19 protein-coding genes are annotated in these 23,351 nt (G+C 74.3%); 11 read left to right on the forward strand and 8 right to left on the reverse strand.

What is annotated here, in order from left to right:
- Window positions 1-49: 49 nt before the first annotated feature.
- The 4 genes from ACWEJ6_RS26755 to ACWEJ6_RS26770 form a co-directional block, all read right to left on the reverse strand.
- Complete coding sequence (locus ACWEJ6_RS26755) at window positions 50-2,842, reverse strand: glycoside hydrolase family 2 TIM barrel-domain containing protein (protein ID WP_452427065.1); 2,793 nt, start codon at window positions 2,840-2,842, stop codon at window positions 50-52.
- Between the two features lie 109 nt (window positions 2,843-2,951).
- On the reverse strand, window positions 2,952-4,214 hold the full coding sequence (locus ACWEJ6_RS26760) for a M20 metallopeptidase family protein (RefSeq protein ID WP_452427067.1): 1,263 nt from the start codon (window positions 4,212-4,214) through the stop codon (window positions 2,952-2,954).
- Window positions 4,211-5,395, reverse strand: a complete 1,185-nt coding sequence (locus ACWEJ6_RS26765; RefSeq protein WP_452427069.1) for an amidohydrolase family protein — start codon at window positions 5,393-5,395, stop codon at window positions 4,211-4,213. The genes ACWEJ6_RS26760 and ACWEJ6_RS26765 overlap by 4 nt, the downstream gene beginning before the upstream one ends.
- A 62-nt stretch (window positions 5,396-5,457) precedes the next feature.
- Window positions 5,458-6,546 carry an alpha/beta hydrolase gene (locus ACWEJ6_RS26770; protein WP_452427071.1) on the reverse strand — a complete coding sequence of 363 codons (1,089 nt, stop codon included), beginning with the start codon at window positions 6,544-6,546 and terminating at the stop codon, window positions 5,458-5,460.
- A 78-nt stretch (window positions 6,547-6,624) separates the two neighbouring features.
- Here ACWEJ6_RS26770 and ACWEJ6_RS26775 point away from each other — a divergent pair, with 78 nt between their 5' ends.
- On the forward strand, window positions 6,625-8,349 hold the full coding sequence (locus tag ACWEJ6_RS26775; protein WP_452427073.1) for a phosphatidylglycerol lysyltransferase domain-containing protein: 1,725 nt from the start codon (window positions 6,625-6,627) through the stop codon (window positions 8,347-8,349).
- 10 nt (window positions 8,350-8,359) lie between these two features.
- On the opposite strand, the gene ACWEJ6_RS26780 is transcribed toward ACWEJ6_RS26775, so the two are convergent.
- The gene (locus ACWEJ6_RS26780) at window positions 8,360-8,968 is read right to left on the reverse strand and encodes a hypothetical protein (RefSeq protein WP_387669403.1); all 609 of its coding nucleotides are present in this window, start codon (window positions 8,966-8,968) and stop codon (window positions 8,360-8,362) included.
- Window positions 8,969-9,184: 216 nt separating this feature from the next.
- On the opposite strand from ACWEJ6_RS26780, the gene ACWEJ6_RS26785 reads away from it, so the two are divergent.
- The 5 genes from ACWEJ6_RS26785 (at window position 9,185) to ACWEJ6_RS26805 (ending at window position 14,710) form a co-directional block, all read left to right on the forward strand.
- The gene (locus tag ACWEJ6_RS26785; protein WP_452427076.1) at window positions 9,185-9,784 is read left to right on the forward strand and encodes a hypothetical protein; all 600 of its coding nucleotides are present in this window, start codon (window positions 9,185-9,187) and stop codon (window positions 9,782-9,784) included.
- Between the two features lie 135 nt (window positions 9,785-9,919).
- Window positions 9,920-11,014 (forward strand): ABC transporter substrate-binding protein, encoded by a 1,095-nt coding sequence (locus ACWEJ6_RS26790; RefSeq protein WP_452427078.1) that lies wholly within the window; start codon window positions 9,920-9,922, stop codon window positions 11,012-11,014.
- The gene (locus ACWEJ6_RS26795) at window positions 11,007-12,119 is read left to right on the forward strand and encodes a FecCD family ABC transporter permease (RefSeq protein WP_449923888.1); all 1,113 of its coding nucleotides are present in this window, start codon (window positions 11,007-11,009) and stop codon (window positions 12,117-12,119) included. The genes ACWEJ6_RS26790 and ACWEJ6_RS26795 overlap by 8 nt, the downstream gene beginning before the upstream one ends.
- Window positions 12,109-12,894 carry an ABC transporter ATP-binding protein gene (locus ACWEJ6_RS26800; protein ID WP_357976647.1) on the forward strand — a complete coding sequence of 262 codons (786 nt, stop codon included), beginning with the start codon at window positions 12,109-12,111 and terminating at the stop codon, window positions 12,892-12,894. Before ACWEJ6_RS26795 ends, ACWEJ6_RS26800 begins: the two co-directional genes overlap by 11 nt.
- 130 nt (window positions 12,895-13,024) lie before the next feature.
- Complete coding sequence (locus ACWEJ6_RS26805; protein ID WP_452427081.1) at window positions 13,025-14,710, forward strand: HAL/PAL/TAL family ammonia-lyase; 1,686 nt, start codon at window positions 13,025-13,027, stop codon at window positions 14,708-14,710.
- A gap of 46 nt (window positions 14,711-14,756) precedes the next feature.
- On the opposite strand, the gene ACWEJ6_RS26810 is transcribed toward ACWEJ6_RS26805, so the two are convergent.
- Together ACWEJ6_RS26810 and ACWEJ6_RS26815 are read right to left on the reverse strand one after the other, a co-directional pair.
- Entirely contained in the window at window positions 14,757-15,680 is a 924-nt protein-coding gene (locus ACWEJ6_RS26810; RefSeq protein WP_452427083.1) for a TNT domain-containing protein, read from the reverse strand.
- 298 nt (window positions 15,681-15,978) lie between these two features.
- Window positions 15,979-17,181, reverse strand: coding sequence for a PucR family transcriptional regulator (locus tag ACWEJ6_RS26815; protein ID WP_452427085.1), 1,203 nt, complete (start codon window positions 17,179-17,181; stop codon window positions 15,979-15,981).
- Window positions 17,182-17,369: 188 nt separating this feature from the next.
- On the opposite strand from ACWEJ6_RS26815, the gene ACWEJ6_RS26820 reads away from it, so the two are divergent.
- Genes ACWEJ6_RS26820 through ACWEJ6_RS26840 form a run of 5 tightly spaced genes read left to right on the forward strand, consistent with a single transcriptional unit; the run spans window position 17,370 to window position 22,190 of the window.
- A complete protein-coding gene (locus ACWEJ6_RS26820) occupies window positions 17,370-18,146 on the forward strand; it encodes an ABC transporter ATP-binding protein (protein WP_452427087.1) in 777 nt (258 codons plus the stop codon).
- A 23-nt stretch (window positions 18,147-18,169) separates the two neighbouring features.
- Complete coding sequence (locus tag ACWEJ6_RS26825) at window positions 18,170-18,940, forward strand: ABC transporter ATP-binding protein (RefSeq protein WP_452427089.1); 771 nt, start codon at window positions 18,170-18,172, stop codon at window positions 18,938-18,940.
- On the forward strand, window positions 18,937-19,827 hold the full coding sequence (locus tag ACWEJ6_RS26830; RefSeq protein ID WP_358286314.1) for a branched-chain amino acid ABC transporter permease: 891 nt from the start codon (window positions 18,937-18,939) through the stop codon (window positions 19,825-19,827). Before ACWEJ6_RS26825 ends, ACWEJ6_RS26830 begins: the two co-directional genes overlap by 4 nt.
- Entirely contained in the window at window positions 19,820-20,923 is a 1,104-nt protein-coding gene (locus tag ACWEJ6_RS26835) for a branched-chain amino acid ABC transporter permease (protein WP_452427092.1), read from the forward strand. The genes ACWEJ6_RS26830 and ACWEJ6_RS26835 overlap by 8 nt, the downstream gene beginning before the upstream one ends.
- Entirely contained in the window at window positions 20,913-22,190 is a 1,278-nt protein-coding gene (locus ACWEJ6_RS26840) for an ABC transporter substrate-binding protein (protein ID WP_387669418.1), read from the forward strand. The genes ACWEJ6_RS26835 and ACWEJ6_RS26840 overlap by 11 nt, the downstream gene beginning before the upstream one ends.
- Window positions 22,191-22,239: 49 nt before the next feature.
- Here ACWEJ6_RS26840 and ACWEJ6_RS26845 read toward each other — a convergent pair whose 3' ends face one another.
- On the reverse strand, window positions 22,240-23,334 hold the full coding sequence (locus ACWEJ6_RS26845) for a glycosyltransferase family 4 protein (RefSeq protein ID WP_452427094.1): 1,095 nt from the start codon (window positions 23,332-23,334) through the stop codon (window positions 22,240-22,242).
- Window positions 23,335-23,351 lie beyond the last annotated feature (17 nt).

Below are 23,351 nucleotides of genomic sequence, written 5' to 3' on the forward strand. Positions count from 1 at the left end.
GAGGGCGGCCCGGCCGGGGTCGCGGGACCCCGGCCGGTGCCCTGCGGGGTCAGGACCGGGTGAAGCGCAGGCGCAGGGTGGCCGGGGCGGCGCGCAGGTCGTAGCGGGGGAGGGTGCCGGGGCCGCAGGTGGCGGTGCCGATGCCCTGGTGGGCGAGGTCCAGGTGGAGGTGGACGTGGTCGCCGGGCGCCAGGTCGGGGCGGTGCCGGGCGGCCGCCAGCTCGGCGGTGCTCCACCGGCGGGCGGTCAGGCCGAACACCGGGTCGCCGTGGACCCTGAACCCGCCCGGCCCGGTCCCGCCGAACTCGGCCCACCGCACGTCGGCCCGGTGCCCGTTCTCCTGGGGGTGGACGTACGGCGTCTGGAGGTCGTCGATCGTGGCGTGCCAGCGGCCGACGCGGGCGGCCATCCCGGTGTCCGGGTACGCCTCCCCCGGCCCCCTGCCGAACCAGGTGACGTGGCCGAGCTCGCCGGGCAGCAGCAGGTGCACGCCCAGCCGCGGGATCGGCGCGGGCCACTCGCCCTCCGGCTCGACGTCCACGGACAGGTTCAGTGAGCCGGACGTGGCGGTCCACGCCCAGGTGACGAGCATGCCGAGGTCGGTGGCGGCGGGGGCGACCCTGGTGCGGACGGTGATGCCGTCGTCCGTCTCGATCCCGGCCACGCGGTGGGTGAGGCGATGCAGCCCGAGCTGCCGCCACTTCCGGTCCAGCCCGCCGTAGCGGTCGTTGTCGGTGGGGGCGCGGTAGAGGTCGAGCCGCGGACCTTCGACGTCCAGGCCGAACAGGCGCAGCAGGAGGCCGGTGCGCGGGTCGAACTCGCCGCCGCCCAGCCTCAGCCGCCCGCCGGACGTCTGCGGCCGGACTCCCGCACCGGCGTCGGCGGGAAGGGCGGGGCTCGGCAGGCGGGTCTGGGACCAGGCGAGCTCGTGGCCCGCGGCGGCCCACGGCTGGTCGCCGGTCAGGGTGGCGCGGACGGTGAGCCAGCGCTCCCCCGCGCCGTCCGGCGGCGGGGGCAGGGCGGGCAGCTTCACCTCGCCGCCGGACGGCGGCACCGCCAGCGGGAACCGCGCGACTTCGAGCCCGTCGTCCTCGACGACGGCCTCGAAGGCGAGGTGGGCCAGGTCGCGGAAGTCGTGCCGGTTGACCACCCGCACGACGCCGTCGCCGAACTGGAACCGCACCGGCTCGAAGACCTTCTTCAGGTCCAGCAGGCCGGGTGAGGGCGTGCGGTCGGGGAACACCAGGCCGTCGATGACGAAATTTCCGTCATGGACGGATTCGCCGTAGTCGCCGCCGTAGGCGTACTCGTGGCGGGGATCGGTCAGGCCGTGGTCGATCCACTCCCACACGAACCCGCCGGCCAGCCTCGGGAACCGTTCGAACAGCTCCTGGTACTCGGCCAGGCCGCCGGGCCCGTTGCCCATGGCGTGGGCGTACTCGCACTGCAGGAACGGCATCGCGCGCCGCCGCGCGTCCAGGGCGGGGTCGTCGAGCGGGTCCTCCTCGCCGCGGCCGATGGCCTCGACCTCGGCGTGGGTGGCGTACATGCGCGAGTAGACGTCGGTGTGGGCGCACGACCGGTCACCCTCGTAGTGCAGGGGCCTGGACGGGTCGCGCTCGCGCGTCCAGCCGGCCATGACGGCGAGGTTGCGGCCGACGCCCGCCTCGTTGCCGAGCGACCACATGATGACGCTGGGGTGGTTCTTGTCCCGTTCGACCATGCGGCGCATGCGGTCGAGCAGGGCGTCGGCCCAGCGCGGGTCGTCGGTGGGGTTGCGCCGCCAGCCGACCTGGCCGAAGCCGTGCGTCTCCAGGTCGCATTCGTCGACGACCCACAGGCCCAGCTCGTCGCACAGGTCCAGGAAGGCGGGGTGCGGCGGGTAGTGGCTGGTCCTGACGGCGTTGACGTTGTGCCGCTTCATGAGCAGCACGTCCTCGCGCATGGTCTCGTACGGGACCGCGCGGCCGTGGTCCGGATGGAACTCGTGCCGGTTGACGCCCTTGAGCAGCAGCGGGCGGCCGTTGGCCAGGAGCACGCCGTCCTCGACGGAGACGGTGCGGAAGCCGACGCGCAGCCGTACGGTCTCGTGCGGGGTGGTGAGGACGGCCTCGTACAGGCGGGGCGTCTCGGCGGTCCACGGCTCGGCCTCGACGGTGATCTCGACGCCGGGCGCCAGGTCGCGCACGCCGAGCTCGGGGATGCTCAGCAGGCCCTCGGCGGCCTCGAAGGACAGCCGGCCGTCGTGGGCGGCGTGCACGAACACGTCGGCGGCCGACCGGGTGAGGGTGACGTCCCGGAAGATGCCGGGCAGCCACCACATGTCCTGGTCCTCCAGGTAGCTGGCGGCCGACCACTGGTGCACGCGCACGGCCAGCACGTTGCGTCCCGGACGCAGCCACGGCCCGGCGTCGAACTCGACGGGCAGCCTGCTGCCGGTGGAGAAGCCCAGCTCGTGGCCGTTCAGCCAGACCCTGGCGAAGGAGTCGACGCCGTCGAAGCGCAGCCTGCCGCCGCGCCAGCCGTCCGGCAGGTCGAAGGCGCGCCGGTAGTCGCCGGTCGGGTTCTCGTCCGGGACGTGCGGCGGGTCCACGGGGAAGGGGTAGGAGACGTTGGTGTAGGCGGGGGCGCCGTGGCCGTGCAGGGGCCAGTGGGCCGGCACCGGCAGCTCGTCCCAGGCGGAGTCGTCGAAGCCGGGCCGGGCGAAGTCGTCGGGCACGTCGGCCACGGGTGAGAGGCGGAAGCGCCACAGGCCGCCGAGGTCGAGGGCGGGGGCGTCGGAGCGGAGTGCCGCGCGGGGTTCGAGACGGCCCGAACCGGGGGCGAAGGTTTCGAGATCCATCCCTTCCGACAGTAGGGGTTGATGGTGGTTCCGTCAGCGGTGCCCCGTCTGGGGTGCTTGGACTTCCCTGCCGTGGTTGTTGGAGGAATGGCGCCGGCAGGGCCCGGTCTCAGGCGTTCCTGGAGAACAGGATCCCGTTCGCGCCGGCCGGGCCGGGCAGCGCGGAGGCGGCCGCGAGGTAGCCGGCCAGCAGGCTCTCTGCCACCGCGCCCACGGCCGCGTCGCCGGGCAGGAACTCGGGGGTGTGCAGGCCGGCGGCGGTGTCCACGCCGACGAACATCATGAGCGACGGCGCCACCGAGGCGTAGTGGGAGAAGTCGTCGGCCCCGCACGAGCGCAGCCCGCCGTCCACGGTCCAGCCGTGGCCGCGCAGCAGCCCGCCGGCGCGCACGGCCAGCCCGGTGTCGTTGACCAGCACCGGCTCGCCCGGCAGGATCGTCACCTCGGCCACGCAGCCGCACGCCCTGGCGACGTCCTCGACCACCTGGGTGAAACGTTCGTGCAGCTCCTGGCGCCAGTTCTCGGACATCGCCCGGAGCGTCCCCCTGGCCACGGCCTCGCCCGGGACGGCGTTGGGCGCGGTCCCGGCGTTGACCGTGCCGAAGGTGACCACGGTGGGCGTCATCGGGTCGGCGACCCGGCTGACGACCTGCTGGGCGGTGACGATGACCTGCGCCATGGCCACCACCGGGTCCCTGGTGAGGTGGGGGTAGGCGGCGTGGCCCTCCGCTCCCCTGACGACTACCCTGAACTCGTCGGAGGAGGCGTTGACCGCCCCCGGCACGGAGGCGACCGTGCCCTCCGCCAGCAGGGGCTGCACGTGCGCGCCGATCATGGCGCCGACCTTGTGGCGGTGCAGCGCGCCCGACCCCACGACGTCGGAGGCGCCGGAGGGGAAGCCCTCCTCGCGCGGTTGCAGCACGACCAGCAGGGGCGGGTCGGCGCCGAGCCGGTCGAGGGTCCTGGCCAGGGCGACCACGGCCGCCATGTGCACGTCGTGGCCGCAGGCGTGCATCGCGCCCTCGGGGGCGGCCCACTCGACGCCGGTGCGCTCGGCCAGCGGCAGGGCGTCGAGCTCGCCGCGTACGCCGACCGCCGGGCCGGGACCGCCGATGCGCAGGACCGCGCCCGTGCCGGCGACGTGCTCGACCTCCCCGGCGGGCAGCGCGTCGAGCAGCCGGTCCCGCGTCGGGCCCTCCTGTCCGGACAGGCACGGCTCCGCGTGCAGCTGGCGGCGCAACGCCTGGGCCGCGGGCAGCTCCCGCAGCAGGCCCTCCCGCAGCGCCGCGTAGGCGGCGCTCTCCACGCCGCCGGTCCCGATGACGGCTCCGTCGACGGGCCTGTTGATCGTACGGCCCCCGAAGTCGTTCACCCCGTGCTCTCCTCCCGTGTTCCCAGTCCGTAGACGCGTCGCGCGTTGTCCGCCCCGACCATCGCCGCCACCCGCATCGCCTGCCCGGCCGACCACTCGCCGTCCAGCACGAGCCGGCCGAGCACCCGCGCCATCGCCCGCCGCCACAACACCGCGCCGAGGTGGTGCAGCTCGGCCGGTCCCCATCCGTCGGACGAGAACATGATCTTGGCGAACGGCGCCAGCTCCAGGCTCTCGGCCACCAGCGCCACGCTGCGGGCCCCGGTGTAGGTCACGCCGAGCCCCACGTCGAAGTAGACGTTGGGATAGGCCTGCGCGAGGAACCCCGCGTGCCGCTGGAAGGGGTAGCAGTGCAGCAGCACCAGCGGCACCCCGGTCGGCTCCGCGCGCTCGACGAGGCCGCGCAGCAGCAGCGGATCGGCCCGGCGCAGGTCGAGGTCGGGATCGCCGAGGCCGGTGTGGAACTGGATCGGCAACCCTCGCTCGATCCCGGCCCAGATCACGTGCCGCAGCAGCACCGGCTCCGTCAGCTTACCGCCGCCGGACCCGAGCCAGCGCCCGGCCGCCTCGGTGACCTCGGCCCGGCTCGGCGGCTCGGGGTCGAGGTCGAGGCCGTGGCGGTAGGCGGCGACGCTCTTGAGCCCGCGCGCGCCGCCGGTGCGCTCCCACAGCTCCCGCGCGAACGCGTCGGCGAACGAGGACGCGTCGCAGCCGCCGGCCGCGACCTGCTCGGCCACCGTCTCCAGCCGCACCACCTCGTCGGCGGGCGCGCCGGTGAGCTCGGCCATGCCGGACGGGCCCACGAGCTCCTCGCCCCGGTAGCCGGTCTCGACCAGGTAGTGGGCCACGTTCGTGGCGCCCAGCAGCAGCCGGTTCACCTCGCCGGCGCCCAGCCGGGCCCTCCTGGCCAGGTACTCCTCCGGCGTGCAGTGCGGTTCCAGGCCGAGGACGGGCGCGCAGTGGCGCAGGATGGCGTACCCCGTCTGGGAGTCGAACTGCGTCATCCACTCCGGCACCGGCCGGTCGGACTCGGTGATCAGCTCCTCGAACGCGGTGCGCGACAGGTCGCGCGGCACCACGCCGTGGACGTGGTGGTCGACCAGCGGCAGCTCCTCGATGGCCCGGACGAACCCGGCCGGGGCGAGGTCGAGGTCTGCGGCGGTGGCGTACACGTCGGTCACGGAGAGATCTACTCCCCCGTGGGCGCGCGGACGAACCATCCCGCCCCGATCCGGCGCCTCGATCAGGGGGCCGCGGCGGGCACCGCGAGCTGCTGGACCAGCCACGGCAGCGCCTGCGGCAGCTCCCGGTTCCAGGTGTTGAAGTTGTGGCCGCCGCTGGGCAGGATCAGCGACGAGGCCCGCATGGGCGCTTTGACGGCGTTCAGGAAGCGCTCGGTCGGCAGGTAGTCGGCCTCGCCCTTCCTGCTGCTGGTGACGAGCACGGCCACGGGCGGCGCGGGCAGCCGGGCCAGGCGCCACATCAGGTCGTTGCGGTCGGCGAGCGCCTTGTCGCCGTGGAACAGGTCGCCGGTGGTGCCGTCCAGGATCGTCTTGTAGTAGCCCGACAGGGAGACGGCGGCGGAGAACGCGTCAGGGCGGCTCATCGCCAGCTTCAGCGCGCAGTAGCCGCCGGTCGAGCCGCCGAGCACGCCCCAGGAGTCGCGGCCGGCCGCCGCCCGGTAGTGCGCGGTCACGGCCTGCCGGACGTCGGTGGCGAAGTACGTCAGCGCCTGCGGGCCGCCCGGCACGTCCACGCACTCGGTGTCGCGCGGCAGCACCACGCTCGGCCGCATCATGACCAGGACGGCCGGCTCGACCTGGTGCAGGGCGATGGCATGGGCCAGCCGTCCGGGCAGGTCGAGGCGGGTCATGAGGTTGCGCGGGTCGCCGGGGTAGCCGGTCAGGGCGAGGATCGCGGGGAACCTGCGCCGCGGGTCCTTGAAGTAGGCCGAGGGCAGGAACACGTACGCCTCCTCGCTGAGGCGCGTGGTCGCGCCCGGCAGGACGACCTCCTCGATCCGCCCGCCCGGCACCGCCCGGCTGTCCAGCACCCGCAGCCCGGCTGCGGCCCCGGCGACGGTGATCTGGGCGGCGCCGGTGTCGGCGCCGAGCAGGTCGGCCCAGGAGGCGTAGAAGCCGAAGTAGTAGTTGACCAGCAGCGCGAGCGCCGCCACGGTGAGCGCCTGGCAGCCCGCCAGCAGGCCGGCCCGGCCCAGCACCGGCGGCAGGCCCCGCCCGGCCAGCCGCGGCCACACCCAGACGGTGGCCGCGAGCCCGGCCACCGCGAGCACCGCGGTGGTCACCAGCAGCGCGATCGAGGTCAGTCCCATGAACAGCAGGAATATCCCGGCCGGCGTAAGCGCGTGGTTAACGGCGAGATTAACCGGCAGGAGCTTCAATCGGTATTTGTGAAGCGTCCTTGGATCCCCGCGCTGGCGGGTTACGCGTCGCTGGTCATCGGCCTGCTGGACATCGCCAAGGCCGTGGCGCCGCGGCTGGAGCACACGCGGATGGGCCAGTGGTCGGATCTGCTGCCCGGGACGGTGACGACCGTGGCGCGGGCGACGTCGCTGGTGGTCGGCATCATGCTGGTGATGATCGCGCACGCGCTGCGCCGGGGGAAGGTGCGGGCCTGGCGGGCGGTGGTGGTGCTGCTGCCGGTGAGCGCCGTCATGGGCGTGCTGCACCTGCGGCCGGTGACCGCCGCGATCAGCGTCGTGCTGCTGGCCGTGCTGGTGGCCGGCCGGCGGGAGTTCACGGCGCTGCCCGACCCGCGCTCGCGCTGGCGGGCGTTGTGGAACCTGCTCGTGCTCGGCGTGATCGACCTGGCGCTCGGGTACCTGATCGTGAGCGTCCGGCCGGGCGCGCTGGTGGGCCGTCCGGGCGTGGCCGAGCGGCTGGAGCACGTGGCGCTGGGGCTGGCGGGCATCGAGGGGCCGGTCACGTTCACCGTGGAACGCGTCTCCGACCTGGTCTACTTCTCCCTGGTCGCGCTGGGCGCGCTGACCGCCGTGACGACGCTCTACCTGGCGCTGCGTCCGGAACGGCCGGCCGCCGAGCTGACCGCCGACGACGAACGCCGTCTGCGCGCGCTGCTGGACGTCCACGGCGAGCGCGACTCGCTCGGCTACTTCGCGCTGCGCCGGGACAAGAGCGTGATCTTCTCGCCGTCGGGCAAGGCGGCCGTGGCCTACCGGGTCGTCTCCGGTGTGATGCTGGCCAGCGGCGACCCGATCGGCGACCGCGAGGCGTGGCCGGCCGCGATCGCCGCTTTCATGGCCGAGGCGCGGCGGCACGCCTGGGTGCCCGCCGTCATCGGCTGCGACGAGACGGGCGGCGAGGTCTGGACGAAGGTGGCGGGGCTGTCCGCGCTGGAGATCGGCGACGAGGCGATCGTCGAGGTCGACGGCTTCACGCTGGAGGGCCGCGCGATGCGCAACGTGCGGCAGATGGTCAACCGCACCCGCCGCGCCGGGTACGTCTGCCGGGTGCGCCGCGCCCGTGACGTGCCCGAGGAGGAGAAGGAGCGCATCCGCCGGGCCGCCGGGCTGTGGCGCGGCACCCAGACCGAGCGCGGCTACTCGATGGCGCTCGGCCGGTTCGGCGACCCCGCCGACGCCGAGTGCCTGGTGGCCACCGCCTGCCGGGACGGCGACCTCAAGGCCGTGCTGCACTTCGTGCCGTGGGGCGCCCGGGGCGTCTCGCTGGACCTGATGCGCCGCGACCGCGACGCCGACCCGGGCCTGAACGAGCTGCTGATCGCCGAGACGCTGCAGGCCGCGCCGTCGCTGGGGATCACGCAGGTGTCGCTCAACTTCGCGATGTTCCGCTCGACGCTGGCCCGCGGCGACCGGCTCGGCGCGGGGCCGGTGCTGCGGGCCTGGCGGTCGGTGCTGGTCTTCCTGTCGCACTGGTTCCAGATCGAGTCGCTGTACCGGTTCAACGCCAAGTTCCGGCCGATCTGGGAGCCGCGCTTCGTCGTCTACCCGAACGCCCGCGACCTGCCCAGGATCGGCGTCGCGGCGCTCCAGGCGGAGGCGTTCATCCCGTCGGGCCTGCCGCTGCGCGCCCGCCTGCGCCTTCCCCGGCCCTTCACCCACGACCGCGCCGCCGCCGCTCCCCAGACCCCGTGAAGCGCGCGGTTCACGGAGAGGCGGCGGTGCCGGTGGCGGGCCACATGGTGTTGAGACGGCCGGCGGTGGCCTGGTAGGCGCGCTCGGCCTCCGGCGTCAGGACGACGTCGGCGCCCGGCCCGGCGGCGGCCAGCCGTTCGCGCAGGACGATGGAGTCGGCGGTGTCGGCCAGGTCGAGCAGCCCGGTGAACCGGGCGGCGGACGACACCAGCTCGGTGGCGGGCAGGCCGGTGCACACGGCGTCGAGGGCCTGGCGGACCACGCCCCTGCCGACCGCGCCGAGGCCGAGCGCCACCGCGGCGGCCGACAGGGTGGCCACGTCGAGCGGGTCGACGTCGACCAGGCGCAGCGGCACGTGCTCGACCTGGCCGCCGGGGGCGTACAGGCGACCGGCGAGGCGGGCGGCGGCGGCGCGCCTGCCCTGCGTGGGGCCGATCGCGCGCCAGAGCCGGCGCAGCGCGGTCAAGGCGATCCCACCGGCCAGCGGGCCGGGCAGCGGCGAGCCCACGGACTCGGCGGCGCGCAGCACCAGCAGCAGCCTCTCCAGCTCGCCCACCGCGCGGGCCAGGTCTTCGCCCAGGTCGGGGACGAGGACCGCGCGCGGGCCGAGGCCGGTCATGTGCGGCTCCTCACGGAGCCCTCGTCGTCGAGCGGTCGTCGGGCGGCGGAGCAGTCAACCGGAGGGTCACAACCGGAGCGTACGCCGCCCCGGCCACGCCGCACACCCCACCGCTGAGCACCCCGCCCCCAGCCCGGCGCCCACCCCGTGCACCCGTGCGGAGCGGGCGAGCCGGGCGTGTGGGAGGATCTGGCCTCGATGGGTCCATGGTCGTTGGTGCGGTGGCTGCGTGCGGCGAGCTTCGCCGGCACGTGCGCCGCGCTGGCCGCGCTCGCCCACCTGGCGGGCGGCGGCTGCTTCGACCCCGGGGCGCTGCTGGCGGGGTTCCTGCTGGTCCTCGCGCCGGCCCTGGCGCTGACCGGGCGTGAGCGCACGCTGCCCGCCATCGTGCCCGCCACGGGCGCCTCGCAGGTCGTCCTGCACCTGCTGCTCTCCCTGAGCTGCGACCATCCCGCACCCGTCGCCGCCCCCGCGAGCGTGGTCCACGCGCACGACACGGGCGCCCCGGGGTTCGGGATGCTGCTCGTGCACGCGGCGAGCGTGCTGCTGACGTCGGTCTGGCTGCGCTGGGTGGAGTCGGGGCTGTGCGCCCTGGTCCGCGAGCTGGCCGGTTGGGTGCTGCGCCCGCTGCTGGTGCTGTTCCTCGTCGTGGCCGGGTGGGCCGCGCCGGCGCGCACGCCGGTGGGCGGGCGCGACGACGTCACGGCGCGCGTGCGGCTGTTCCTGCGGCACGTGCTGGTGCTGCGGGGGCCGCCCGCGGATGGACCGGAGCCGCGATGGCCGGTCCGTCCGACGGTCGTGGGCCTGCCCGCCTAGGCGCGCCCGCGGTCCTTCGCGCGCCCGTCCGCCGCGGTTCCTCCGACGACAATCCCGGCTCGCCGCCGTGCCCGCCCCCGCCGTGGGGCCGGTCCGGCGTGCGCGCCTCCGGACTCGACTCAGAGGACATCACCCATGAGACCTTCCCGTACCCGCCGGGCCTCGGCGGTCGCGCTCGTGCTGCTGGCCGCCGCCTGCGGCACGCCCGCGGCGACCGGCGGCGAGGCGGCCACAGAAGCGGCCACAGAGGCGGCCAGCGCGGCCGCGTCCGCCGGCCGGACCGTCTACCCCCTCACCTTCGACAACTGCGGCACGCGGGTCACCTTCCGCCGCCCGCCGCAGCGCGTCCTGATCCTGAACGGCACCAGCGTCGGCGAGGTGGAGAGCTTCCTGCTGCTCGGGCTGGAGCGCAGCATCCTGGCCAACGCCCAGAGCTACGGCGTGTCCGACGACCCGTCCATGACGGCCCGCATCAAGGCGCTGCCGACCGGCGGGCTGACCATGAACAAGAACTTCGACGTGCCCGCCGAGCAGGTGCTCAAGCTCAAGCCGGACCTGGTGGTCTCCACCTGGTCGGGCGGGTTCGACCCCGCCCGCGGCTTCGCCACCCGCGAGCAACTCGCAGCGGCCGGCATCACCTCGCTGGTCAACCCGGTCAACTGCGCGATGGGCAAGCCGGAGGCCACCGAGCAGGAGAAGCGCGCCTACCGCAACCAGTCGATCAACTCCTCGCTGGAGTTCCTCAGCCTGCTCGGGCGGGTGTTCGACGTGCAGCGCGAGGCGTTCGACCTGATCGGGCGGCTGCGGGCGCGGGTGGAGTCGGTACGGGCCCGCGTCGCGGCGCTGCCGCCCAGGAAGGTGCTGATCGCCTATCCCGGCATGGCCATGATGAACGCCAACGGCCTGCCCGCCGTGATGACCGGCGGCATCTACGACGACGTCATCAGGGCGGCCGGCGGGGTCAACGCCTTCGCCGGCCAGACCGCCGACATGACGCGCACCCTCAACCGCGAGCAGCTCGCCACCGCCCAGGTGGACGTGCTGGTCGTCGGGCTGTTCACGCCCGAGGAGAAGGGCGAGGAGGCGGCGGCGAAGCTGTTCGCCGCCTACCCCCACTGGGCCGCGGCCAGGTCCAGGAGCTACACGGTCGTCTCCGACGGCGTCTATCTCGGGCCGCTGAACGCCTGGGCCGTCGAGAAGATCTCCAAGGTGGTGCATCCCGGTGGCTGACACGCTGACCGCGCCGCCGCGCCGCGCCGTCCCCGTGCCGCCGCGGCGGCCGCACGCGGTGTCCGGGCGGGCGACCGGGTTCCTGCTGGCCGGGCTCGGTGCCGCGCTGGTCGTGGCCCTGGTGATCGGGATCTCCGCCGGGTCGGTGAACCTGCCGCCGGATCAGGTGTGGGGGGTGGTGTGGGCGTACCTGACCGGGCGGGGCGAGCAGGCCGATCCGCTGCTCGCGCAGGTCGTGTGGGAGATCCGCACGCCCCGGGCGCTGCTGGCCGCGCTGGCCGGGGCCGCGTTGTCGGTCGCCGGGGTCGCGTTGCAGGCGCTGGTCCGCAACCCGCTCGCCGACCCGTACGTGCTGGGTGTGTCGTCGGCGGCGTCGCTGGGGGCCGTGCTGGTGCCCGCGCTCGGGGGCGGCGCGCTGGCCGGGCTGACCGGCGCGCTCGGCGTCACGGGGGCCGCCTTCGCCGCCGCGCTGCTGTCGGCGCTGGTGGTGTACGTCCTGTCCCAGCGTTCCGGCAGGCTGCTGGACTCGTGGCTGGTGCTGACCGGCGTGGCCGTCGGCTACCTGTGCTCGGCGGCCACCACGTTCGTGCAGCTCCAGCTCAACCCGACCGAGCTGCAGGGCATGATGTTCTGGCTGATGGGCAGCGTCGCCGGGGCGTCGTGGGCCGATCTGGGCGTGCCCGCGCTGCTCGTCGTGTGCTGCGTGGCCTGGCTGTCCTCGCAGGCGCGGGCGCTCAACGCGCTGCTGGCCGGCGAGGAGTCCGCGGTCGCGATCGGCGTGCCGGTCGCGGCGCTGCGGATCGGGCTGCTGGCGGCCGGGTCGCTGCTGACGGCGACGGTGGTCAGCGTGGTCGGCGGCATCGGGTTCATCGGGCTGATGGTCCCGCACATGGTCCGGTTCGTGGTCGGTGCCGACCACCGCCGGGTGCTGCCGGTCTCGCTGCTGGCCGGCGCGGTGTTCCTGGTGCTGGTCGACCTGGCGGCGCGGATCGCCGACCGGCCGAACGAGCTGCCGGTGGGCATCTTCACCACAGGGCTCGGCGTGCCGTTCTTCCTGTGGCTGCTGCGCAGGCGGCGGGCGGGAGGCGGCGGCGATGCGGCTTGACCTCGCGGGCGTCAGCGCGAGCATCGACGCGCGGCCCATCGTCACCGACGTCACGCTGAGCGCCGGGCCCGGCGAGTTCGTGGCGCTGGTCGGGCCGAACGGCAGCGGCAAGTCCACGCTGCTGCGCACGGTCTACCGGTCGCTGCGCCCGTCGGGCGGCGTCGTCCGGCTGGACGGCGACGACCTGTGGCGGATGCGGCCCCGGCACGCCGCCCGGCGGCGGGCGGTCCTGCCGCAGCACAACCCGGCCGGAGAGGGGTTCTCCGTGGCCGAGGTCGTCGCGGCCGGACGGCACAGTCACAAGCGGGCGCTGGACCGGGAGAGCGCGGGCGACCGGGCGGTGGTCGCCACGGCCCTGGAACGGGTCGGCATGGACTGGGCGGCCGACCGGCTGATGACCACGCTGTCCGGCGGCGAGCGGCAGCGCGTGCTGCTGGCCCGCGCGCTGGCCCAGGAGGCGCCGCTGCTGATCCTGGACGAGCCGGGCAACCACCTGGACGTCGGGTCCCAGCTGCTGCTGCTGGACCTGATCCGCTCGCTCGGCCTGACGCTGCTGGCCGCCCTGCACGACCTGGACCAGGCCGCCGCCTACGCCGACCGGATCGTCGTGCTGCGCGAGGGCCGGGTCGCCGGGCAGGGGCCGCCCCTGGAGGTGCTGACCCCGGCCTTCATCGAGGAGGTCTTCGGCGTCCTGGCCCATGTGGGGCCGCATCCGATCACCGGGCGGCCGCACGTCGCGGTGGCGTCCAGGGCGGGAGGTAAGCGCCTGCCCTAGGGCCGGTCAGCACTCGTCCCCCGGTGCGGAGCCGTGCCCGGCGCCGTCCGTCCGGCCGGTTATAAACGGAGCGGAGTGGATCTTCGTGGTGAAGGGGCCGGGGACCGTGTCGATCAGCAAAGTAGGACGAATGGCCGCCGGTGTCGGCCTGCTCGCGGCGGTGTGCGTGCCGGAGCGGGCCGTCGCCGTCCCGGCCCCTCCCCCGGTGGCGCCCCCGGTCGCGGCGCCGGGGCCCACGCGGGCGCCGGTGCTGGACCTGGTGCTGGACGGCGGCCGGTTCGCGCTGCGGGACGCCTTCGCGATCCTGGCCGGCCGTCCCGTGCTCGCGCGGGTGTCGGACGCCGCGCGGGCCCGCATGGCGCAGTCGCGGGCGGGGGCGCTGGCGGCCCTGAGCGGCCAGCGGGTGTACGGCTGGAACCAGGCGCTCGGCCCGCTGAAGGACCGCCCGCTCTCGCCGGAGGAGGCCGAGCAGTTCCAGCGCAACGTGCTGCGCTCGCACGCGGCGGGCGTCGGCCCGGCGTTCCCCGACGACGTGGTCAGGCTGGCCCTGGTCCTCAAGGCCAACCAGATGGCCAGGGGGAAGATGGGCGTCCGGCCCGAGGTGCCGCAGCGGCTGCTGTCCCTGGTGAACGCCGGGGTCGTGCCGGTGATGCCGCAGATCGGCTCGCTCGGCACCGGCGACCTGCAGCCGCAGGCGGCGGCCGGGCTGGCCGCGCTGGGCGAGGACGCGCCGGTGCACTACCGGGGCGAGACCGGACCGGCCTCGCGGATGTTGCCGCGGGCCGGGCTGCCCGCGAGCTTCACCTTCGAGGCCGGGGAGGCGCTGCCGATCGTCAGCGGCAGCACGGTGCTGGCCGCCACGCTGATGCACGCCGTGCACCGGGCCACGGTGCTCGCCGACCAGGCGGAGGGGGCCTTCGCCCTGTTCATGGAGGCCACCAGGGCCGAGCGCGGCTCGCTGGACGCGCGCACGCACCGCGAGCGGCACATCCCGGAGGAGGACGCGGTCGCGGCCCGGCTGCGGACCATGGTCGCGGGTTCGGGCTGGATGACCGAGGAGGGCCGCAGGCGGCTCGACCCGGCCAACTACACCCCGCGCGTGCAGGACGCGGTCTCGGTGCGCGCGGCCCCGCACATCATGGCCGGGCTGCGGCAGGTGCTCGCCGCCACCCGCCGGGCGCTGGCGCGCGAGGCCAACTCCTCGGCCTCCAACCCGCTGGTCTTCCGGCGCGAGCGCGGCCCCGGCTACGAGTTCGTGATGGGCGGCAACTGGGACGGCTCGATCATGGGCCACCTCGCCGACAGCCTGAACGCCGAGATCACCGACCTCGGCGTCCTGTCGCAGGAGTTGTCCGGACGCCTGCTGTCGCCCCGCTGGAGCTACGGCCTGCCGGCGAACCTGGCCGGCGGGAGCGTCGGCCTGAACTCCGGGATGGTGCAGGCGCAGTCGGTGGCCGCGGCGGTGGTCCCGGAGATGCAGGTCAGGGCCCATCCGGCGGGCACCTTGTCGCGTCCGGTCAAGGACGGCCAGGAGGACCACAACACGATGGCCATGGTTTCGGCCCGCGACCTGCACGCGAACCTCGACCGCCTGGAGATCGTGCTGGCGGTGCAGTACCTGATGGCGGCGCAGGGCATCGACCTGATCGCGGCGAAGATGGCCGGCCTGCCGCTCGGGACGGCGACCCGCGCCCTGCACGACGAGCTCAGGCGCTACGTCGCGCCGCTGGGCGACGACCGATACCTGACCCCCGACCTGGAACGGACGATCTCGCTGGTGCGCGCGGGCGGCCTGACGCCGTACCCCGCCCGGTGACGTCCCGGAACGGGTGAGGGGTGCGCAGGCCGCCGCGGTCGCGCGCCTAGGGCCGCCCGGACCTGGATGGCCGCATCATCGGGGCGGGCTTGCCGGCCGTGACGTACGTGCCGCCGTTGATCACGTCGCGGGCGGCGGTGTCGCGGGCCCCGGCGTCGGAGGCCCTGGTGTCGGAGGCCCTGGTGTCGCGGGTCGCCGTGTCGCCGCCGGTCCTGACGGTCACCAGGACCGGTTCGATCTCCTCCAGGTATCCGTTCGCCAGCAGCCAGCTCACCGGAACCTCTTCGCTGGTCTGCGGAGCCTCCGGGATGTACCTGCTGAGCACGTGGTACTGCGTGCCGCCGCCCGACTGCTCGAACGCGGGCGCCGCCGGGCCCACCTCGACGCGGAACGACTTGAGCACCCGGAACGCGTGATAATTGCACAGGTGCTGCGGATCCTGCGGATTGGTGTTCAGGTTGCGCGGCGGCAGCGCGCGCAGGACGAATTGGTCGCCCAGCGGCGACAGGAACGCTCCCCCGTAACCGCCGAAACGGTCCAGCCGCATGCCGATCTGCAGAAACGTCGTCTTGAGCAGCAGTCTTCCGTTGGGGTAATTGCCGGAGCGGCCGAAACCGGAGTCGGGCGGGAAACGGTAATTGTTGGCGGCGTAGTCCCAGTAGCGGGAGAGGAAGTGCTGCGGGGTGAGACCGCCCAGCGGCACGTAGTCACGCAGAAGGGTGCCGAGGTAGCCGGTGCGGGGCAGGATCGTCGGCCCGAGGTCCGGGTCGCCGGTCACGTACGGCGGGCCGCAGACCAGCCCGCCGGCCTCCTTGGCGGGTTCGGCCGTGCCGGCAGGCGGCGGCGCCTGCCGGACGAGCGGGACGGTCTGCCGGGATGTGCTGTCGGCGCGCGCGGGCACGCCCCCCATGGGGTCGGCCGCCAGGCACATCGCGGCGACCAGGACGACGATTCGTCGGTTGATTCGCATGACTTTCCCGTGGATCGTGCAGAAGAAGCGAATGAAGAGAGATCACAAGCGATTCGGCGGCATGGACGCGACGTCCGGATATTCATCGGCGATGCCCGCTCGTATGCAGCCGGGTGTCGAATGCGGTGATCGACAGCTACATTCCCGCCGGTCGCCCATATCGCATCTCCGGCATGACAAGAGAACAGCAAAGAGTGCGGCCACGAAAACGGCCATTCTCGCTAAGGGATGAAATATCCGAGAATGCGACGCTTTGCGCGTCTCGCCGTACAGGGCCGATCAACCCGTCGCCGGGGGCTCATCTGGCGGGCGGGGGCAGCAGGCGGACCGCGTCCAGGGCCAGCGCGAGGTCCACGATGTCCCGCGGGCGGGTGAGCGAGCGGCCGGTGAGCTGCTCGATCCGGCGGACCCGGTTGATGATCGTGTTGCGGTGGCAGAACAGCCGGCCGGCGGCCCTGGCGGCCGAGCCGTCGCAGGCCAGCCAGGTCTCCAGGGTGGTCAGCAGCGTGTCGCGGTCGGCCGGGTCGAGGGCGAGCAGCCGGCCGAGCGCGCCTTCGACGAGGTGGCCGGTGACGCCGGGCCGGCTGATCATCAGCACGGCCGGCACGCGCTCGTCCAGGCGGGCGATCTCGGGGCCGCCGTCGGCGCAGGTGCGCATGGCGAGGGAGGCCAGCTCGTGCGCGGTGCCCAGCTCGTCCAGGCCGGTGACGACGGGGCTGACGCCGGCCACGCCGCTGACGATGAGGCTCAGCTCCTGGCACAGGTCGTCCAGGGTGGCCCGGCCGAGCGCGACGACGGCGACCTCGTGGCCGGTGCGCATGCGCCACAGCAGCCGCAGCGCGCCCAGAGCCGCGGGCAGCCGGACGTCGTCGTGGTGGCGTCCGCCGGGGAAGCGCACGGTGACGACGGCGTAGCGGGCGCGTTCGGGCAGGCCGAGCGAGTCGGCGGCGGCGCGCACCACCCCCGTGTCGGCGGTGCCGTCGAGCAGGGCGTCCAGCAGCGCGTTGACGCGTTCCTTGCTGCGGCCGAGGATCTCCTGCTCGCGCCGGGCGTAGACGTCGCAGGCCACCAGCGACTGCCGGTCGATCGCGTGCCAGACGTGGCTGGCGGCGCGGACCAGGACGTCGAGGCGGTCGGGGCGCTCGCGTTCCATGTGGTCCACGATCGCCGACCAGGTCACCTGGCCGGCCAGGCGGTACATGCGCAGCAGCGACTCCAGCGGAAGGCCCTGCTCGGCCCTGCGCTGGGCCATCGACCGGGTGAAGACCAGGTCGCGCCGCTCGGACGGCTCCTGCAGGATCGCGGTCAGGCCCAGGCGCACGCCTTCGAGGGTGCTCTTCCAGTGCTCGTCGTAGGGCACGCAGGCGCTGTAGACGTCGTCGCCGCCGCGCGTCCTGGCGACCAGCTCGCCGGTCAGTTCGGGCAGGCGTTCGAGCAGTGCCCTGGCTGCGGTGCGTAACGTCTGGCGGACGTCCTCGTCCACGACCGTAGGGGGACGCATTCCCCGAGGCTGCCACCGGCCGCCGTTCCAGAACAAGGCTCTGTAGCGTTTTGTGACCTCGCGTTGTGCGGCTGCACAACGGGCCCCCGGCCGCGGTGGGCAGCGAGCCCGACTTCGCCGCCGCATCTGGACGGCGGCCCCGCCCGCCGGTTTGGGTGGGCCGCCATGGGGTCCTGTGAGGAAGACGAATGGCCGAGCTGAGCGTGGACGGTCTCGTGGTGGACTACGGTCCCGTCCGGGCGCTGGACGGCGTGTCACTGAGCGTGCCGTCCGGGGCGGTGGTGGCCGTGCTGGGCGCGAACGGCGCCGGGAAGACGACGTTGCTGCGGGCGGTCTCGGGAACGCTCCGGTTCCACCGCGGCCGGATCGCGGCGGGCGGCGTCAGCGTGGCCGGGGCGCGGGTGGACGGGCAGCCGGCCGCGGCCGTGGTGCGGCGCGGCGTCACGCACGTGCCCGAGGGCCGCCGCGTGTTCGCCCGCATGACGGTGGAGGAGAACCTGCGGGCCGGCGGCCTGGGCACGCCGCGCGCGGCCGCCGTCCGGGCCGGGCGGCGGGTGCGCGAGCTGTTCCCGGTCCTGGCCGAGCGCGCGCACCAGCGCGCCGGGCTGCTGTCGGGCGGCGAGCAGCAGATGCTGGCCATCGGCCGGGCGCTGATGGCCGAGCCGTCGGTGCTGCTGCTGGACGAGCCGACACTCGGCCTGGCCCCGCGGGCGGCCGCCACGATCGCCGCCACGATCAGGGCGATCAACGCCGCCGGCACCTCGATCCTGCTCGTCGAGCAGAACGTCGCCACGGCCCTGTCGCTGGCCTCCCACGCGTACGTGCTGGAGGTCGGCGCGGTCGCGCTGGCCGGGCCCGCGGCCGAGCTGGCCGCCGGTGACGAGGTGCGCCGCCGCTACCTCGGCGTGGACGACGGGGCCCCGGCCCCGCAGGCCAGGGCCGGATTGTCGAGGTGGTCCGCGTGACCCCGACATACCAACCGGATGGTATGCCCGCTCTGGAGGTGCGCGACGTGACCGTCCGCTTCGCCGGCCTGACGGCGCTGGACGGCGTCGGCTTCACGGTCGCGCCCGGCACCGTGCACGCGCTCATCGGCCCCAACGGCGCGGGCAAGTCCACCTGCTTCAACGTGCTGTCCGGCGTCTGCCGGGCCGCCTCGGGCAGCGTCCGGTTCGGCGCGAGCGAGCTGACCGCGCTGCGCCCGCACCGGATCGCCGCGCTCGGCGTCGCCCGCACGTTCCAGAACATCGCGCTCTCCCCGCACCAGGCGGTGCGGGACAACCTGCTGCTGGGCCGCCACCGGCTCACCCGGGCCGGGTTCGTCTCCGCCGGGCTCGGCCTGCCGGGCGCGCGCCGCGAGCAGCGCGCGCACGCCGCCAGGGTCGCCGAGATCGCGGCCTTCGCCGGGCTCGCCGCGGTGCTGGACACGCCGGTCGGGCTGCTCCCGTACGGCGTGCAGAAGCGGGTCGAGCTGGCCAGGGCCCTGGCCATGGAGCCACGCCTGCTCCTGCTGGACGAGCCGGTCGCCGGGATGAACGGCGGCGAGCGGCTGGAGATGGCCGGGCTGATCAGGTCGGTACGGGAGAGCCTGGGCCTCTCCGTCCTGCTGGTCGAGCACGACATGGGCATGGTCATGCGGCTGGCCGACCGGGTGACCGTCCTGGACTTCGGCCGCCGCATCGCCGACGGGCCGCCCGCCGAGGTGCAGAACGACCCGGCGGTCATCGGCGCGTATCTGGGCGTGGAGGAGACGGAGTGATCACTTTTGTGGAGCTGCTCGTCAACGGGGTCTCGCTGGGGGCCGTCTACGCGCTGATCGCGCTGGGCTTCGTCGTCATCTTCAAGGCGACCGAGGTGGTGAACTTCGCGCACGCCTCGCTGCTGCTGGCCGGCGGGTACGTGGTGGCGCGGCTGCATCCGCACCTCGGCTTCTGGCCCGCCCTGCTGGCCGGGGTCGCGGCGGCGGCGGTCATCGGGGCTCTGGTGGAGTTCCTGGTCATCCGCCGCTCGAAGGCCGGTTCGCACAGCGTGCTGGCCATCGTCACCATCGGCGTGGACATCGTGCTGACCACCGAGCTCACCCGGCGGATCGGCACGGAGGTGCTGGCCATGGGCGACCCGTGGGGCTCGCGGGTGCTGCGCCTCGGGCCGGTCACGGTCGCCGAGACCCGGGTCGTCGCGCTGGTCGTGGCCGGGGTGCTGATCGCGGCGTTCCTGCTGGCGTTCAAGTACACCGGGTGGGGGGTGGCGATGCGGGCCACCGCCGAGGACCCCGAGACGGCCGCGCTCATGGGCGTGCGGCTCGGCCGGGTCTCGGTCAGCGCGTGGGCCGTGGCCGGGGCGCTGGCCGCGGTGGCCGCGCTGTTCCTGTGCGTCTTCCCCACGCCCGGCCTGGACCGCGGCTCCTCGCTGGCCGCGCTGAAGGCCTTCCCCGCCGCGATACTCGGCGGCCTGGACTCCACCACGGGCGCGCTGGCCGGCGGCCTGATCGTCGGCGTCACCGAGGCCCTGACCACCGGCTACCAGAACGACCTGGCCTTCCTCGGCCGCGGGATCGGCGACGTGGCGCCGTTCCTCGTCATGGTCGTCGTGCTGCTGCTGCGGCCCGCCGGGCTGTTCGGGACGCGGGAGCGGGCCCGTGTCTAGAACCGTCGGGTCGCTGGTGGCCCTGGCCGTCTTCGTCGCCGTGCCGTTCTACCTGGAGGGGTTCTGGCTGCAGGCGGGCCTGTTCGCGATGGCGGCCGCGATCGGCGCGATCGGCGTCAACCTGCTGACCGGGGCGACCGGGCAGCTGTCCATGGGCCACGCCTTCTTCCTGGCCGTCGGCGCCTACGCCTACGTCTACCTGGCCGCCGAGCCCACCGCGTCGCTGGGCGGCCTGGGCCTGCCGACGCCGGTGGCCGCGGTGCTGGCGGTGGCGCTGGCCGGGGTCGCGGGCGGGCTGTTCAGCCCGATCGCGGGCCGGCTCAAGGGCGCCTACCTGGGCATCGCCACGCTGGCGCTGATCTTCGGCGGACAGCATCTGCTGTTCAACGCCGGGCCGGTCACCGGCGGGTTCAACGGGCGTGCCGTGCCGGCGATGGAGCTCTTCGGGTTCGCCTTCGCCGACGGGCCGGAGCTGGTCGTCATGGACGTGCCGTTCGGCGCGCTGGAGCGGCTGTGGTTCCTGGGCGGCCTGGCGCTGCTGGCAGCGGCGCTGTTCGCCCGCGGCGTGCTGCGCGGGCGGCCCGGCAGGGCGCTGAACACGATCCGCGACCACGAGACCGCGGCCGGGGTGTTGGGCGTGCCCGTCACCCGCTACCGGGCCGGCGTCTTCGTGTTGTCGTCCATGTACGGCGGCCTGGCCGGCGTGCTGCTGGCCCTGGTCTTCCAGCGGACCGTGCCCGACTACTTCGGCATGCTGCTCTCCCTCGACTACCTCGCGATGATCGTCATCGGCGGCCTGGGCTCGGTGGGCGGCGCGGTGCTCGGCGCCGTCTTCGTCTCCCTGCTGCCGCAGCTGCTGACCCGTTACGGCGACGCCATCCCCCTGGTGTCGCCGTCCGGCTCCGGCGGCGGCCTGTCCCCCGCCGAGGCCGCCCGCATCCTGTACGGCGCCGCCGTCGTCGCCGTCGTCCTCTTCCTCCCGGGCGGCCTGCTCGGCCTGCCGCGCGTCCTGCGCCGCCGGTCACCGGGGCGCCGCCCGTCCGCTTCACCGTCACCGGATCCGTCCCCGAAGACCAGGAGCTCACATGTCCCGTAACCGCACGGCCGTCCTGGCCGCGCTGCTGGCGCTGGGGCTGGCGGCCACCGCCTGCGCCAGCGGCAAGGCCACCGGCGGCGGCCAGGCGACCGCCACCGCCGCCGGCGGCGACGGCGTCAGAACCGGGCCCGGCGTCACGGCCGACACGATCACGCTCAGCCTGCTCACCGACCTGACCGGCCCCTACGCCTCGCTGGGCAAGAGCCTCACCCAGGCGCAGCAGCTCTACTTCGAGCAGGTCAACCAGAGCGGCGGCGTCTGCGGCAGGAAGATCGAGACCATCGTCCGCGACCACGGTTACGACGCGCAGAAGGCGATGGCCGCCTACGCCGAGGTCGCGCCGAAGACGGCCGCGATCCCGCAGTTCATCGGCTCGCCGATGGTCACCGCGCTCAAAGACCGGATCACCGCGGACAAGATCCTCACCCTGCCCATGGCGTGGGCCACCGGCCTGCTCGGCAGCGAGGCCATCCAGGTCACCGGCACCACCTACGACGTGGACATGATCAACGCCGTCGACTTCCTGGTGAAGGAGAAGGGCGTCAAGACCGGCGACCGGATCGGCCACCTGTACTTCGAGGGCGACTACGGCGAGAGCGCCCTCGCCGGGTCCAAGTACGCCGCCGGCGAGCTGGGGCTCACGCTGGTCGAGCAGAAGATCAAGGCGACCGACCAGGACATGACCGCGCAGGTGGCGGCGTTCAAGAAGGCGGGCGTGCGGGCCGTGCTGGTGTCGGTCGGCCCGCGCCAGGCGGCCTCGCTGGTCGGCGTGGCCCTGGCCGCCGGGATGGACGTGCCGTTCGTCGGCAGCAACTCGGCCTACAGCCCGCAGCTCCTGGCCACCCCGGCCGCGCCGGCGCTGCTGAAGGACTTCTTCTACGTGACCGCGGGCGCCCCGATCAGCGCGCCGCTGCCCGCCTACGCCAAGCTCATCGCCGACTATCAGGCCAAGTACGCCGGCCAGCCCCTGGACAGCGGCGTGGCGGCCGGCTGGACCGCGGCGATCATCGTCGGCGACGCGCTGCGCAAGGCGTGCCAGGCCAAGGACCTCAGCCGGGCGGGCATCGTCGCGGCCCACCGGTCGCAGAAGTCGTGGGAGGCCGGGCTGGGCGGCACGCCGATGGACTTCAGCGTCTTCGACCGGCCCGCCTCGCGCGCCTCCTACGTGGTCAAGCCCGACAAGCAGGCGGTGGGCGGCGCCGTCATCCTCAAGGAGGCGGCGGTGTCGGAGCTGGCCGGGAAGTACACCGTGCCGGCGGCCGGCTGACCGGCGACCGCGCCACCGGCGCCCACCACCGGCGCGCACCACCGACGGGTCACCGCCCGGTGGGCTCGCCGGTGAGCGCCGCCGGGCGGGGGGCGGCCAGCATGCGGCGGTAGACCGCCTCGTAGGCCGCGGCCATCGCGCTCACGCCGAAGTGCCGCTCGACGTGGGCGCGGCAGGCCCGCGGGTCGAGCCGCCCGGCCGCCTCGATCGCCGCGGGCAGCTCGGCAGGCTCCCGCAGGACGAACCCCGTCACGCCGTCCACCACGATCTCCGGCACCGCGCCCCGGCCGATGGCGACGACGGGCGTGCCGCAGGCCATGGCCTCGATCACCACCATGCCGAACGGCTCTTCCCACTGGATGGGGAAGACCATGCAGCGGGCGGCGGCCAGCAGCTCGCGCTTGCGCCCGGCGTCGGCCTCGCCCAGGTAGGTGACGCCGGGGCCGAGCCGCGGCCGTACGTGCTCGTCGAAGTAGACGTGCTCGCACGGCTCGGTGAGCTTGCCGGCCAGCACGATGCGGCGGCCCGCGGCGCGGGCGGCGTCGATGGCCAGGTGCGGGCCCTTGCTGTGGCTGAAGCGGCCCAGCCACAGCACCCAGTCCTCCTTGTGCTCCCGGAAGGGGAAGGAGGCGGTGTCGAGCGCGTTGTGCACGGTGGCGATCCAGTTGAGGTCGGGGGCGTCGGCGCGCTGGGCGTCGGAGACGGCGATCAGGTTGACGTGCTCGCCGAGCGCCCGGTACACCTCGCCCAGCTCGCCGCCGGCATCGCCGTGGCAGGTGACCACGGTCGGGGTCGCCCGGCCGAGGGCGGTGAGCGGCCCGGCCAGCGAATGGTCGTGCACGATGTCGGCGGGCAGCCCTTCCAGCGCCCGCCAGGCCTGGGCGGCGTGCAGCACCTCGGGCAGCCCCTCGCCGATCCGCTCCGAGGGCGCCTCGGGGTAGGTGACCAGGAACTTGGCCGGAAGACCGGTGCTGCCCGCGCCGATCAGCGTCACCTCGTGGCCGCGGGCGGACAGGCCCGTGATCAGGTCGGCGAGCATCTGCTCGATCCCGCCGTAGGCCCGCGGCGGGACCTCCTCCCAGGGCGGAGCGACCATCACGATGCGCAGCGCGCCTTCCCAGTCGTCCTCGGAATCCGTCGTCATCCCAGCACCTCCCCCGT

The organism is Nonomuraea sp. NPDC004702 (genome assembly GCF_053601695.1).